11 protein-coding genes, 1 pseudogene and 1 riboswitch are annotated in these 14407 nt (G+C 74.7%); of the genes and pseudogenes, 8 read left to right on the top strand and 4 right to left on the bottom strand.

The window, feature by feature from the left end; genetic code table 11:
* The first annotated feature begins 60 nt into the window (after nucleotides 1-60).
* The 7 genes from PVK37_RS22270 (at nucleotide 61) to gcvP (ending at nucleotide 7928) form a co-directional block, all read left to right on the top strand.
* Nucleotides 61-525 (top strand): bifunctional nuclease family protein, encoded by a 465-nt coding sequence (locus PVK37_RS22270; protein ID WP_091641338.1) that lies wholly within the window; start codon nucleotides 61-63, stop codon nucleotides 523-525.
* 200 nt (nucleotides 526-725) lie between these two features.
* Nucleotides 726-1319: a MerR family transcriptional regulator gene (locus PVK37_RS22265; RefSeq protein ID WP_275029593.1), complete on the top strand. Its 594-nt coding sequence runs from the start codon at nucleotides 726-728 to the stop codon at nucleotides 1317-1319.
* A 199-nt stretch (nucleotides 1320-1518) separates the two neighbouring features.
* Entirely contained in the window at nucleotides 1519-1914 is a 396-nt protein-coding gene (locus PVK37_RS22260; RefSeq protein ID WP_275029591.1) for a group I truncated hemoglobin, read from the top strand.
* Between the two features lie 2 nt (nucleotides 1915-1916).
* A complete protein-coding gene (locus tag PVK37_RS22255; protein WP_275029590.1) occupies nucleotides 1917-3095 on the top strand; it encodes a globin domain-containing protein in 1179 nt (392 codons plus the stop codon).
* On the top strand, nucleotides 3092-3829 hold the full coding sequence (locus PVK37_RS22250) for a DivIVA domain-containing protein (protein WP_275029588.1): 738 nt from the start codon (nucleotides 3092-3094) through the stop codon (nucleotides 3827-3829). The genes PVK37_RS22255 and PVK37_RS22250 overlap by 4 nt, the downstream gene beginning before the upstream one ends.
* A 204-nt stretch (nucleotides 3830-4033) precedes the next feature.
* Complete coding sequence (locus tag PVK37_RS22245; RefSeq protein ID WP_275029587.1) at nucleotides 4034-4882, top strand: NAD-dependent protein deacetylase; 849 nt, start codon at nucleotides 4034-4036, stop codon at nucleotides 4880-4882.
* Between the two features lie 63 nt (nucleotides 4883-4945).
* Nucleotides 4946-5042: riboswitch (glycine riboswitch) on the top strand.
* A gap of 75 nt (nucleotides 5043-5117) precedes the next feature.
* Nucleotides 5118-7928: an aminomethyl-transferring glycine dehydrogenase gene (gene gcvP, locus PVK37_RS22240; protein WP_275029586.1), complete on the top strand. Its 2811-nt coding sequence runs from the start codon at nucleotides 5118-5120 to the stop codon at nucleotides 7926-7928.
* A 105-nt stretch (nucleotides 7929-8033) separates the two neighbouring features.
* On the opposite strand, the gene PVK37_RS22235 is transcribed toward gcvP, so the two are convergent.
* A complete protein-coding gene (locus PVK37_RS22235; RefSeq protein ID WP_275029585.1) occupies nucleotides 8034-8234 on the bottom strand; it encodes a DUF5999 family protein in 201 nt (66 codons plus the stop codon).
* Nucleotides 8235-8360: 126 nt separating this feature from the next.
* Between PVK37_RS22235 and PVK37_RS22230 the strand changes: the two are divergent.
* A pseudogene (locus PVK37_RS22230) lies at nucleotides 8361-9536 on the top strand (chorismate-binding protein); the annotation flags it as partial.
* 160 nt (nucleotides 9537-9696) lie between these two features.
* On the opposite strand, the gene pip reads toward PVK37_RS22230, so the two are convergent.
* From pip to PVK37_RS22215, 3 genes are read right to left on the bottom strand one after another with little or no spacing between them, the layout of a single operon-like run.
* Entirely contained in the window at nucleotides 9697-10650 is a 954-nt protein-coding gene (pip, locus tag PVK37_RS22225) for a prolyl aminopeptidase (protein ID WP_275029584.1), read from the bottom strand.
* Nucleotides 10622-11554, bottom strand: a complete 933-nt coding sequence (locus PVK37_RS22220; protein ID WP_275029582.1) for an SWIM zinc finger family protein — start codon at nucleotides 11552-11554, stop codon at nucleotides 10622-10624. The genes pip and PVK37_RS22220 overlap by 29 nt, the downstream gene beginning before the upstream one ends.
* The gene (locus PVK37_RS22215) at nucleotides 11551-14304 is read right to left on the bottom strand and encodes a DEAD/DEAH box helicase (RefSeq protein WP_275029581.1); all 2754 of its coding nucleotides are present in this window, start codon (nucleotides 14302-14304) and stop codon (nucleotides 11551-11553) included. The genes PVK37_RS22220 and PVK37_RS22215 overlap by 4 nt, the downstream gene beginning before the upstream one ends.
* Nucleotides 14305-14407 lie beyond the last annotated feature (103 nt).

The raw sequence follows: 14407 nt of genomic DNA, 5'->3' as shown, positions 1-14407 counted from the left end.
GTCCGTGTACCGTGCAGGGAGGGCGGGTGCGGCGTAGGTGACAACGACACGGAGGCGGCGGTGCGCGAGCTGAGCGTGGTCGGGGTTCGGGTGGAACTGCCCACCAACCAGCCGATCGTCCTGCTCCGGGAGGTCGAGGGCGACCGCTATCTGCCGATCTGGATCGGTGCGGTCGAGGCCACGGCGATCGCCTACGAGCAGCAGGGCGTGAAGACGGCCCGGCCGTTGACGCACGATCTGCTGCGGGACGTGTTGGCGGCGTTGAAGGCGCCGTTGCGGGCGGTGGAGATCACCGAGCTGAAGGAGAACGTCTTCTACGCGGATCTGCTGATCGGTGACGGGTTGCGGGTGTCGGCCCGGCCGAGTGATTCGATCGCGTTGGCGTTGCGGGTGGGTGCGCCGATTCGTTGTGCCGAGCAGGTCCTCAGCGAGGCGGGGATCGTGATTCCCGACGAGCAGGAGGACGAGGTGGAGAAGTTCCGCGAGTTCCTGGACCAGGTGCGTCCGGAGGATTTCGCCGGCTGACCGGCGGTGCCGGCCCGGTGTCGGCGGGTGCGGGCCGGCGGTGGATCACGGCGGTCACGGTGTGTGAGGCGCGGGTGATCCTCGGCGTGTCGCGTCCGCGCTTGCCCGGTAACCCCTGAACCGCGCTATAGGGTTGCGGTGTCGAGGGGTGCACGTCCCAGATAACGACGTGTCACCGCACGGGCGGGGAGGTTGTCGGGATGCACGGGCCACGAGATTCGGATCCGGGTACGGCGTCGCAGGGCCCCGGTGATCCAGGGCCACGGTCGGCGACTGAGGGTGACGGTTCGGTGGGTTACCGGGGCGTGACGGCCTGCGCGGCGGTGGGGATCAGCTACCGGCAGTTGGACTACTGGGCGCGGACGGCGCTGGTGGTGCCGAGTGTGCGGGACGCGTCGGGGTCGGGTACGTCCCGGCTGTACTCGTTCCGGGACCTGGTGGTGTTGAAGGTCGTGAAGCGGCTGTTGGACGCGGGGGTGTCCCTGCAGAACATCCGCAAGGCGATCGAGGCGCTGCGGTCGCGGGGGGTGGGTGACCTGGCGGGCATCACGTTGATCTCCGACGGGACGACGGTGTACGAGTGCCGGTCCCCGGAGGAGGTGGTCGACCTGTTGCAGGGTGGCCAGGGGGTGTTCGGGATCGCGATCGGCGGGGCCTTCAAGGAGATCGAGGGTTCGTTGTCGCATCTGCCGGCGGAGCCCGCGGTGGCCGGTGGCGAGGAACCGGCGGTGGCCGGGGCGGACGCGGTGGGTGACGAGTTGGCGGCGCGGCGGGCCCGACGGCGGGCCGGCTGACCGAACGGCCGAGTCCCCCGTCCGGATCGGACGGTGTCCGGGAAGCCGTCAGGCCGGGCGCGGCTGGTCCGCAGCGGCACGCTATGGTCCGTCACACGGTCAACTGGTGTGGCCTGGGGTTGCCTGGTGGTGGCCCCGGCCGCCCCCGAGGGGGGCCCGCCGGTGGACCGCGCTGTTTCCCCTCCCGGAAGGAATCACCGTGACGGTTACCGAACAGACCACCCCGTCGTACTACGAGCGCATCGGTGGTGCGGCGTCCGTGAAGGCCGCTGTGGACCTGTTCTACGACCGGGTCCTGGTCGACCCGGAGCTGGCCGGCTACTTCGCCGACGTGGACATGGTGGGCCAGCGGCGGCACCTGGCGTTGATGTTGACGGTGGTGCTGGGTGGTCCGAACGAGTACGCCGGCCGGGGTCTGGCCGAGGCGCACCAGCCGTTGGGGATCACCGAGGCGCACTACCAGCGGGTGGGTGGGCATCTGGTGGCGGTGTTGACGCAGCTGGGTGTGCCGGTGGACGTGCTGGACCACGTGGGTGTGGTGTTGGCGCAGGTGCGCGACCAGGTGGTGGCCGCCGGGCACCGTCCGGGTGTCTGAGCGTGGACGTCGCGCGGCTCAAGCAGAGCTGGCATCAGGTCGCGGCGTACGGTGACCAGGTTCCGCTCTACTTCTATTCGGCGCTGTTCCTGTCGCATCCGGAGACCCGGCAGATGTTCCCGACGAACATGGCGGGGCAGCGGGACCGGCTGGTGACGGCGCTGGGGCACATCGTGTCCAACGTGGACCAGGTGGACCGGTTGACCGGGTTCCTGCGGGACCTGGGCGCCGACCACCGCAAGTTCGCGGTACGCGCCGAACACTATCCGGCGGTGGGCGACGCGCTGCTGGCGACGCTGCGGCACTTCCTGGGTGACCAGTGGACCGAGGAGCTGTCCCGGGACTGGGCGGGCGCGTACGGGCTGGTGTCGCAGGTGATGATCGAGGCGGCGCAGGCCGCCGAGCAGGTCAACCCGCCGTGGTGGGTGGCGGAGATCGTCGGGCATGAGCGGCGCACGTTCGACGTGGCGGTGCTGACGGTGCGTCCGCAGTACCTGTTGCCGTTCACGCCGGGCCAGTCGATCGGGGTGTCCCATCCGGCGGTGCGGGCGTGGCGGTACTACTCGCCCGCGAACGCGCCCCGCCCGGACGGCACCCTGGAGCTGCACGTGCGGGCCGCGCCGGGTGGGGCGGTGAGTTCCCGGCTGGTGTACGGGTGTTCGGTGGGTGACCAGATCCATCTGGCCGCGCCGGTGGGGGACCGGTTGACGTTGTGGCCGGCCGGTGGGGCGGATCTGCTGCTGCTGGCCGCCGGTACCGGCTGGGCGCCGGTGAAGGCGCTGGTGGAGCAGGTCGCGGCGGAGGGTTCACGCCGCCGGGTCGATCTGTACGTGGGGGCGCGGTCCCGGTTCGAGTTCTACGACGGTGACACGGTCGACAAGTTCACCGCCGCGTACCCGTGGTTGACGGTGACGCAGGTGGTGGGCATGGATCCGCGTCGGCCCGGTGAGGTGGCGCAGGTGGTGGACCGGGCGCTCGCCGACGGGGACTGGCGGTCCCGGCACGTGTACGTGTGCGGCTCCGACGAGATGGTGGGGCGTACGGTGCAGACGCTGGCCGGGGCGGGTTACCACGCCGGTCAGGTGCACCATGAGGGGCTCGGTAAGCACTGGTACGGGCCGGCGTGGCGGACGGCGGTGGATTCGACCCCGCCTGGAGACGATTCCGGAGGTGTCCGGTGAGCGCGACCCCGATCAGTGGGTACGACGGTGTGCAGGTGGCGGTGTCCGGTCCGCAGGTGCGGATGACCGCGGACCGGGTGCGTCGGTGGGAGTTCGGGTCGGCGTCGTTCACCCGGCGCGGCTACGACCACCAGGACGTGGACCGGTTCCGGATGCAGGTGGCCGACGAGTTGGATCTGCTGGCCGCGCAGATCGCCACCCTGCGGGCGGAGAACGAGCGCCTCAACGACCGGGTGGAGCTGCACCGGCACGGGGTGATCCCGAGTGCCGGGCCGGCGGCGCCGGCGGCGAAGGAGGTGAACCTGCTCTCGGCCGCGCAGCGGGAGGCGGAGCAGATCATCGCGCAGGCGCACGACTACGCCCGCCGGGTGGCCGAGTACGCGCGGATGCAGTACGAGAGTTACCTGCAGGCGGCGGCGGAGGAGGCCCGGCAGGAGGCGGAGCGGGCGGTGCAGGACTACCGCCGGTCGGCCGGTCCGCAGTTCGACGATTCGGTCGCGACCCGGGAGGCGCTGCGGATCTACGGCGAGATGATGATCTCGCACATGCAGTCGGCGGCCCGGCAGTTGGCCGACGGCAGTGAGAACCTGGCGCGGACGATGGAACGGCTGGCCGCCGGGCAGCTCCCGGCGGGCGCGCCGGGGCCGGGTCAGGTGCCCGCCGGCGGGCCGGGGCACATGACGGCGGGTGGGCAGCCGGCGGTGGCGCCCCGCCACTACCCGTCGCCACGGTGACGCGGCCGGTGGTGCCGGGCCGGCCGACCAGCCGGGCCCGGCGCCACCGGCGACGCACCCGCCGGCCGGTACGGTGTCGCGCCGGTGCCGGCGGGTCGGCCCCGCCGCCGCACCACCGGTCGCTCCGGGTGCCCGGTGCCTCATCGTCGCCACCGGGTCTCGTCGACGTGGCCGCTGCCGGTCGGGGTGAGGCAGCATGGACGGGTGACGGAGAAGATCGACGTGCTGGCCGGGCTGGTGGCCGCCGGTGGGGTGGTGGTGCTGTCCGGGGCGGGGCTGTCCACCGAGTCGGGGATCCCGGACTACCGGGGGCCGAGCGGGGTGGCCCGCCGGCACACTCCGATGACGTACCAGACGTTCACCCGGGACGCCGACGCGCGGCGGCGGTACTGGGCGCGGAGCCACCTGGGGTGGCGGATGATCGCGCGGGCCGCGCCGAACGACGGGCACCGGGCGGTGGCCCGCCTGCAGCACGCCGGCCTGGTCGACGCGGTGATCACCCAGAACGTCGACGGGCTGCACACCGCGGCGGGCAGCCCGGACGTGGTGGAGTTGCACGGCCGGCTCGACGAGGTGGTCTGCCTGGACTGCGGCAACCGGACGTCACGGGAGGAACTGGACCGAAGGTTGCGGCAGGCCAACCCCGACTTCGCCGCCGCGGTGACCGCGGTGAACCCGGACGGTGACGTGGATCTCGCCGACGCGGCGGTGGCCCGGTTCCGGGTCGTCGACTGCGGGTTCTGCCGTACCGGGATGCTCAAACCGGATGTGGTGTTTTTCGGGGAGACGGTGCCCGCGCCCCGGGTGGCGCACTGTTTCGCCCTGGTGGAGCGGGCCCGGTCGGTGCTGGTGCTGGGGTCGTCGTTGACGGTGATGTCGGGTCGCCGGTTCGTGCTCCGCGCGGCGAAACGGGACATTCCGGTGGTGATCGTCAACCAGGGGGCGACCCGTGGCGACGGGTACGCGGCGGTGACGGTGGACGCGCCGCTGGGCCGGCTGCTGCCGGCGCTGGCGGACCGGGTGGCCGGTACGCCCGCGGGCGTGCTGTCCTGACCACCTCAGGCCGGGGACGACACGCCCGTCGGCACCGACGCTGGTAGCGTTGACCACGCCGGTACCACCCACGTGGGAGAGACCGCCCGGAAGGCTCGGGCGGCGCCGAAGGGGCAACCCCTCCCCGGAACCTCTCAGGCAAAAGGACCTCGTGGGCAGGCACTGTGGAGCGCCGTACCCGGGCGCGACAGAGGGGGAGGCCGATCCGTCGACCTGGCCCCCGGGAGCGCAGCCCATGACCGTAGAGCAGTTCGCCGACCGTCACATCGGTCCCGATCCGGACAGCGAACGCCGGATGTTGGACACGGTGGGTTACGGCTCCGTCGAGGAGTTGATGGACGCGGCCATCCCGGAGGTGATCCGCTGGCACGGCCGGCTGGACCTGCCGGCGGCGGCCAGCGAGCAGGAGGCGATCGCCGAGCTGCGGGCCCTGGCCGCCCGCAACACCGTCGCGGTGTCGATGATCGGGCTCGGCTATCACGGTACGCACACCCCGGCGGTGATCCGCCGCAACGTGCTGGAGAACCCGGCCTGGTACACCGCCTACACCCCGTACCAGCCGGAGATCAGCCAGGGCCGGTTGGAGGCGCTGCTGAACTTCCAGACCGTGGTGACCGACCTGACCGGGCTGGCGACGGCGAACGCGTCGATGCTCGACGAGGGCACCGCGGCGGCGGAGGCGATGACCCTGGCCCGGCGGGCCGCGAAGACCCGCAGCAACGTGTACGTGGTCGACGCGGACACCCTGCCGCAGACCCTGGCGGTGATCGCCGGCCGGGCCGAGCCGCTCGGTATCGAGGTACGGGTGGTCGACGTCGACACCGACGAGCTGCCGGCGGAGTTCTTCGGGCTGCACCTGCAGTACCCGGGGGCGTCGGGGGCGGTCCGGGACCACACCGCCCTGGTGGCGGCGGCGCACGCGGCGGGCGCGCTGGTGACGGTGGCGGCGGACCTGCTGGCGTTGACGGTGCTGCGGCCCCCGGGCGAGATCGGCGCGGACATCGCCGCCGGCACCAGCCAGCGGTTCGGGGTGCCGATGGGGTTCGGTGGCCCGCACGCCGGCTACCTGGCGGTCCGGTCGGGGCTGGAGCGGATGCTGCCGGGCCGGCTGGTCGGGGTGTCGAAGGACGCCGCCGGTGACCCCGCGTACCGGCTGGCGTTGCAGACCCGTGAGCAGCACATCCGGCGGGAGAAGGCGACCAGCAACATCTGCACCGCGCAGGTGCTGCTGGCGGTGATGGCCGGCATGTACGCCGTCTACCACGGCCCGGACGGGCTGCGCGCCATCGCCGGCCGCACGCACGGCATGGCGGCGCGGCTGGCGGCCGGGTTGCGCGCCGGCGGGGTGGACGTGCCCGACGGCGGGTTCTTCGACACGGTGACCGCCCGGGTTCCGGGGCGGGCCGCCGAGGTGGTGGCGGCGGCGCGGGCGCGGGGGGTGAACCTGCGGCTGGTCGACGCCGACCGGGTGGGAATCTCCTGCGACGAGACCACCACCGACGGGCACCTGGAGTCGGTGTGGGCGGCGTTCGGCGTCGCGCCGGTGTCCGGGCCGGTGCCGGCGGCGCTGCCGCGGGCGCTGGCGCGTACCTCGGACTTCCTGACCCATCCGGTGTTCCACGCGCACCGGTCGGAGACGGCGATGCTGCGGTACCTTCGTCGGCTCGCGGACGTCGACTACGCCCTGGACCGGGGCATGATCCCGTTGGGGTCGTGCACGATGAAACTGAACGCGACCACCGAGATGGAGCCGGTGAGCTGGCCGGAGTTCGCGCACCTGCACCCGTTCGCGCCGGCCGAGCAGACCGCCGGGTACCGGGAGCTGATCGGCCAGCTGGAGGGGTGGCTGGCCGAGGTGACCGGCTACGACGCGGTCAGTGTGCAGCCCAACGCCGGGTCGCAGGGGGAGTTGGCCGGGCTGCTGGCGATCCGCGCGTACCACCGGGACCGGGGCGAGGGGCACCGGGACGTGTGTCTGATCCCGTCGTCGGCGCACGGCACCAACGCCGCGTCGGCGGTGATGGCCGGGATGCGGGTGGTGGTGGTCGGCTGTGACGCCGACGGCAACGTCGACCTGGTCGACCTGGACGCGAAGATCGACCAGCATCGGGACGCCCTGGCGGCGATCATGGTGACGTACCCGTCGACGCACGGCGTGTACGAGACCGGGATCGCGCAGCTGTGCGCGAAGGTCCACGACGCCGGCGGTCAGGTGTACGTCGACGGCGCGAACCTCAACGCCCTGGTCGGGTACGCCCGGCCGGGCCGGTTCGGGGCGGACGTGTCGCACCTGAACCTGCACAAGACGTTCTGCATCCCGCACGGTGGTGGCGGCCCGGGGGTGGGTCCGGTGGCGGTGCGGGCGCATCTGGCGGCGTACCTGCCGGGCACGGGCGCCGACGGTCGGCCGGCGATCGCGGCGGCCCCGTTCGGGTCGGCGGGGATCCTGCCGATCCCGTGGGCGTACCTGCGGATGATGGGCGCCGACGGGCTGGCCCGGGCGACCGGGGTGGCGGTCCTCGCGGCGAACTACGTGGCGGCGCGGCTGCGCGCGCACTACCCGGTGCTGTACGCCGGCAACAAGGGCCTGGTGGCGCATGAGTGCATCCTGGACCTGCGGCCGGTGACGAAGGCGACCGGGGTGAGCGTGGACGACGTGGCGAAGCGGCTGATCGACTACGGGTTCCACGCGCCGACGATGTCGTTCCCGGTGGCGGGGACGCTGATGGTGGAGCCCACCGAAAGCGAGGACCTGGCCGAGCTGGACCGGTTCTGCGACGCGATGATCGCGATCCGGGCGGAGATCGACAAGGTCGGCGCGGGCCAGTGGCCGGTGGGGGACAGTCCGCTGTCGAACGCCCCGCACACCGCGGCGATGGTGTCGGCGGACGACTGGCCGCACCCGTACCCGCGGTCGGTGGGCGGCTATCCGGCCGGGGTGGACCGGGCCGGGAAGTACTGGCCGCCGGTGCGGCGGGTCGACGGCGCGTACGGCGACCGGAACCTGGTGTGTTCGTGTCCGGCGCCGGAGGCGTTCGCGCAGTGACGTCGGCGGTCCGGCCGGGACGGGTGCCGCCCCGGCCGGCACGGCGGTCACGTCGGGAGCTAGCCTGGTCCCGCGTGCCGCCGGCTGGTTGACGGTCGGTGACCGTCAGGCGACGAGAGCGTGGCGGGCGGGCCCGCGGTGCGGGGCGATGGTGCGGCCGTCGGGGAGTAGTTCGCCGGTGTCCTCGAACACGATCACCCCGTTGCAGAGCAGGCTCCAGCCCTGCTCGGGGAAGCAGGCGAGGATCCGGGCGGCTTCCCGGTCGGTCGCCTCAGCGGAGGGGCAGGTGGGTTGGTGCTGGCACATCGGGTTCTCCGGACTGTGGGGGCACTGTGTCATGGTTCACATGACCAGTGACGCACAGTACCAAGCGGAAGCGCACCGCATCGACAAGCAACGGACAGAGTTGCCCCTAAATCCTCTGAACGGACGATGCAGCATGGGCCGGTCGGCGTGGAAACGCTCCCACGGCGGCTGATCGACGCGCCGGCCGCCCCGCCCGGGTGCCGCCGCGTCCTCGTCGAGCGGGCCCGCCTGCAGTGGCGACCCGCCGACGGCGGCGACCCGGCCCGCCTCGTCCAGGACTTCCTCGCCGCGCACGGCCTGCCCGGGGTGACCGACCTGACCCGACCCGGCCGGCACCGGCCCGGCGGCGTCTGCGGCGCGTCGCTGTACGTGTCGGCCACGGCCGGCGCGCTGATGGCCGGCGGTCCGCCCGGCCCACCCAGCCCCGCGCCCGCGCTGCCCGAGGTCGCCGTGGTCGTGTACGGCCACACCGGCCGGCCTGCGCCGGCACCGGCGGGCGGCCCGTGGTGGCTCGGCCCGTGGCAGCCCAGCTGGACCCCGGCCCGGCACGCCGCCGCCGTCGACGCCGTCCGCGCCGCCATCGCCCGCGGCGACGTGTACCAGGTCAACCTGGTCGGCCACGCCGCCGCCGACTACACCGGCGACCCGCTGCCCGCCCTGGCCCGCCTCGGCGCGCTGCCCGGCGCCCGCTACGGCGGCGTCCTGCACGGCGACGGCTGGGCGATCGGCTGCGCCTCCCCGGAAACCCTCGTCGAGGTGCACGCCGGCCGGGCCGTCACCCGCCCGATCAAGGGCACCCGACCGGCCACCGCCGCCGGCCGCCGGGAGCTGCTCGCCTCCGCCAAGGAACGCGCCGAACACGTCATGATCGTCGATCTGGAACGCAACGACCTGGCCCGGGTCGCCCGCACCGGCAGCGTCCGCGTTGACGACCTGTTCGCCGTGCGCCGCTGGTGCGACCTGTGGCAGGCCGAGTCGACGGTGTCGGCCGCTCTCGCCGACGGCCTCGGCCTGGCCGACCTGCTGCGCGCGGTGTGCCCCGGCGGGTCGGTCACCGGCGCGCCGAAACTCGCCGCCCTCGCCGAGATCGCCGCCCTGGAACCGGTCGGCCGGGGCGCCGGCATGGGCGCGCTCGGCTGGGTCGGCCCGGACCGGGTCGATCTGGGCCTGACCATCCGCACCGCCGCCGCCGACGGCCAGCGGCTGCACCTGTGGGCCGGCGGCGGCATCACCTGGGACAGCGACCCGACCGCCGAGGTCGCCGAAGCCGCCGCCAAGGCGGCCCCGCTGCGTGCCGCCCTGACCGGCAGAGCCACCACCAGGGTCACCCCGGCCGCCGGGGCCGCTGAGGCGGCAGCCCCGGCACGTGCCGCCCGGACCGGCGACTGACCCCGCCCGGTCCGCTACCCGGACCGGCGGGCCGCCCGCAACCGGCCCCCACCGGACGGAGCCCGCCCGGTGGTCAGCCGGCGGCGGCGAAGGCGTCCAGCGCGGCGATCACCGTCCCGGTCATCCCCGGCCCCCGCGACCCGTGCCCGTCGGCGTCCAGCACGGTCAGCCGGGCGTCCGGCCACGCCTGCGCCAACCGCCACGGACCGTCCACGGGACTGCTGACGTCGAGCCGGCCGTGCACCAGCACCCCCGGGATCCCGGCCAGCCGGTGCGCGCCGCGCAGCAGTTCCCCGTCGGCCAGGAAACAGCCGTGCCGCCAGTAGTGGGTGACCAGCCGCGCGAACACCATCCGGAACTCCGGTTCGGCGAACTTCGGGTCCGGCCGGTGACCGGGCACCGTCGCCACGTGGGTGTCCTCCCAGTCGCACCAGTCGCGGGCCGCCCGCTCCCGTACCGCCGGGTCCGCGTCGACCAGCAGCCGGGCGTACGCGTCGGCCAGGCAGCCGTCCCGGTCGGCCGGCGGCACCCCGTCGCGGAACCGCGCCCACGCCTCCGGGAACACCCGCCCCATGTCCCGGGTGATCCACTCGATGTCCCGCCGCCGCGCCAACGTCACGCTGTACACCACCACCTCCGACACCCGCCGCGGGTGGCGCTGCGCGTACGTCAGGGCCAGGGCGCTGCCCCACGACGCGCCGAGCACCAGCCACCGGTCCACCCCCAGGTGCTCCCGCAGCCGTTCCACGTCGGCGACCAGATGGTCGGTGGTGTTGGTGGACAGGTCCACCGCCGGGTCACCGGCGTGCGGGGTGCTGCGCCCGCAGCCCCGCTGGTCGAGGAAGACGATCCGGTACCGGGCCGGGTCGAACAGCGTGGCCCAGCCCGGCGTGCACCCCGAACCCGGTCCGCCGTGCAGCACCACCGCCGGTTTCCCGTCCGGGTTCCCGCCGACCTGCCAGTACACCTGGTGGCCGTCACCGACGTCGAGCATCCCGTCAGCGTGGGCCTGCATCATCGGGTACATGGATGGGTTCTCCTTCGATCGCGCGGACGGAACCCGTCATGGTCGCCGCCCGGGGATCGTCCCGGCCACCGAATTCGGCGAGCAGCGCGGCGGCCCGCGCGGCACCCACCGCCACCAGGTCCCGTAGCCGCTGCGGGTCGACACCGTCGGCCGGGGCGACCAGCGGAAGCGTGACCTGCCCGTCCACCGCTCCGGCGGGGACGGGCAGCGCCGCCGGCGGCGTCGCGAACACCTGCCGTGGGTCGTCCCCGGCCGACGGCGTCGCGGCCCCGGCCGGCCCGGTCCCGGCGGACCGCCCGACGGTGACGGAACCGGCGTCGACGGCGCGGACGGCCGCGCCGGACCGGCCGGCGTCGGCGGTGTGCGCGTGCACGGCGGCCAGCAACGCCACCTCGTCACGGCCCCGCATCAGCAGCAGCAGGAACGGGTCGGTGTCCAACAGCCAACCCACCTGGGTGGCGAGCGCGGCCACGTGCCGGCACGGATGCTCCCAGTCCGGGCACTCACAGTCCGGGGTCAGGTCGCCGGGCCCTGGCGACAGCGGCACCCCGGCGTCGTCGCCGAGCGCGTCGGGCAGCTGCCGCGCCAGCAGCGCCGCCAGGTGCCCGGCCCGGTCGGCGACCGCGCCGACGACCCGCGCCCAGTCGGCGTCGGACAGCACGGCCACCCGGACCACCGCCCGGTACGCCCGGTCCGGGTCGCCGTCGTGCACGACGGCGCTGACCCGACCGACGCTGACGGTGACCGGCCCGACGTGGCCGGCGCGGGCGTACCGGCGGCCCCGACGCATCGGCTGCGGATCCCACGCCAGATCGTCCCAGGTACGCAGCCATCCGGTCGCCCACCACGAGCGGACCCGACGGGCCGGTCCGGCCGCGAGCGCGGCGAAACCACGGGCGGTCACTCCGGCTCCCCGTCCCACCGCACCAGGTCGGCCAGCCGGTCGTCGTCGAGGTCACTCAACGCCCGCGGACCGGTGTCGAGGACCGTCTCGGCGAGGTCCCGTTTGCCGGCCAGCAGCGCGGCGACCCGTTCCTCCACGGTGCCCACGCACACCAGCCGGTGCACCTGCACCGGGCGGGTCTGCCCGATCCGGTACGCCCGGTCGGTGGCCTGGTCCTCCACGGCCGGGTTCCACCACCGGTCGTAGTGCACGACATGGTCGGCGCGGGTCAGGTTCAGTCCGGTGCCGGCGGCGGTCAACGACAGCAGGAACACCGGTGTCGCGCCGGCGCAGAACCGGGCGACGAGATCGTCCCGGGCGGCGACCGGCAGCCCGCCGTGCAGCAGCGGCGCGTCCACCCCCCGGCCGGCCAGATGCCGGCGCAGCAGCCGCCCCATCGCCACGTACTGGGTGAACACCAGCACCGTCCCGCCGGCCGGCAGGATCCCGTCGAGCAGGTCGTCGAGCAGCGCCAGTTTCCCGGACCGCCCGGCCAGCCGCGGCGTCGTCTCCCGCAGGTACTGGGCGGGATGGTTGCAGATCTGCTTCAGCCCGGTGAGCAGCCGCATCACCAGCCCCCGCCGGGCCGGCCCGTCCCGCTCGGCGATCACCGCGAGCAGTTCCCGCACCGTCGCCTGGTACAGGGTGGCCTGCTCGGCGGTGAGCGACACCGGATGGTCGGTGACGGTCTTGGCGGGCAGCTCGGGGGCGATGCCCGGGTCGCTCTTGCGGCGGCGCAGCACGAACGGCCCGACCAGCCGGGCCAGGTCCCGCCCGGCGGCCGGGTCCCGGTCGGTCTGCACCGGCCGCACCCAGCGGTCCCGGAACGCGGCCCGCCCACCCAGCAGCCCGGGGGTGGTCCAGTCCAGGATCGCCCACAGGTCGGTGAGATCGTTCTCCACCGGGGTGCCGGTGAGCGCCACCCGCGCGGCGGCCGGCACGGTACGCAACGCCCGCGCCGCCCCGGCGGTCGGGTTCTTGACCTGCTGCGCCTCGTCGGCGACCAGCAGCGACCAGGGCCGCCCGGCCAGCCGGTCGGCGTCGCGGCGCAGCGTCCCGTACGTGGTGAGCACGATCCCGCCGGCCGGCACGTCCAGGGTGCGGCGGGGACCGTGGAAGCGGCGTACCGGGGTGCCGGGCGCGAACCGGCCCACCTCCCGTTCCCAGTTGCCCAGCAGCGACGCCGGGCAGACCACCAGGGTCGGCCCGGCGGTCCCCGGGTCGGTCTGCCGGTGCAGGTGCAACCCGATCAGCGTGACGGTCTTACCGAGGCCCATGTCGTCGGCGAGGCAGCCACCCAGGCCCAGCCCGGTCAGCCGGGCCAGCCAGGTCAGGCCGGCCCGCTGGTAGTCGCGCAGGGTGGCGGCCAGCCCGGCCGGCACCGGCACCGGCGCGGTGGGTGGCCGGCGCAGGGTGTCGCGCAGCTCGGCCAGCCCTCCGGTGACGGACACCGGCACGGTTTCCCCGCGCACCCGCAGCGTCCCGGTCAGCGCGGCCCGTACCGCGGCCATGCCGGTCACCGGCGTCAACGCCGGCCGGCGGGCCCGGCGGGCCAGGTCCGGGGGGACCAGCACCCACCCTTCCCGTAGCCGCACCACCGGGCGGCGGGCCCGGGTCAGTTCCTCCAGTTCGGCGTCGGACAGCGCACTGCCGTGCAGGGTGACCTGCCAGTCCAGGCCCCAGCCGGCCGGGTCGGCGAACAGCCCCGGGCCGGCCGGGGAGCGTAGCCGCACCCCGGCGGCCAGTCCCCGGTCGACGGTGGCCGGCCAGTGCACCGGCACGCCCGCGTCGGTCAGCCGCCGCCCGGCGGGACCGGCCAGGTCGGCCAGGTCGTCGTCGGACAGCGGCAGCGGCGGCGGGACGGCGTCGTCGAGCAGCGCGGCCAGCGGCGGCCACACCCCGGCGGCGTGCCGCAGGGCCAGCGCCACCGCGGCGGTCGACTCCGCCGGGAACCCGGGCACCGGGCCCCGCCACAGCGCCACCGCGTCGGCCAGCAGACCGGGGTCGGCGCGGTGGTGGACCTGCGCCACGGCCCGCCACGGCCCGTCGGGTGCGCCGCCGGCCGGTTCCAGCCGCAGCGACAACCGGACCGTCGCGTCGGCGTACGCCCGGGTGGCCCACGGGCGCAGGTGCGCGCCGAGGCGTACCGGCGGCCCCTGCGCCCACGGCCGCCCGCCGTCGTCGATGGTCTCCCGACCACCACCCGGACCCGGGTCGGCCCCCGACCTCGGACCGGCAGCCGGGTCCGGGTCAGCGGACGGGTCGGGGCGGGGGAGGGTGTCGGCGACCGCGTCCCAGAACCCGCGCAGCAGCGTCACCGCCGCCGGTAGCCGCCCGTGCCGGTCCGGTAGCGCCCGCGCCGCCGCCGGCATCGCGGCGGCCAGGTCCCGCAGCCGCTGCTCGTCGGCCGGCCCGTACGGCCCCAGCCGCCACGTGTCGTGCCCGCCGTCGGTCACCGACGGCCACAGCAGGCCCCGGGCGGCCAGGTGCAGGGCCTCCCGCACGGCGGCCGACCAGAACAGCGCCGTCGGATGCGCGTCGGCCGGCACCGCCAGCAGCAACGCCACCGCCTCGGTCATCGGCACCGACCGGACCGGCACCATGGTCACCGCCCCGACCGGCGGCACCGCCAACGACTCCCACCCCGGCCCGTCCGGCGTCCACACCAGCAGCACGCCGGCGCGGGGCGGATCAGCCGCCGCGAACGTCACCGGATTCCCGTCGATCCCCAACCCCGCGCCCCTCCGCCAGCCCGCCGCCGCGTGGCGGGACCCGCCGCCCCGACCACCCCCGGACCGTACACCATACGGTAGA

This window comes from Micromonospora cathayae (genome assembly GCF_028993575.1).
In the GTDB taxonomy this organism is placed as follows: Bacteria; Actinomycetota; Actinomycetes; order Mycobacteriales; family Micromonosporaceae; genus Micromonospora; species Micromonospora cathayae.
The sequence above is the reverse complement of the archived record's forward strand: the minus strand, read 5'-3'. Positions and strand labels throughout refer to the sequence as shown.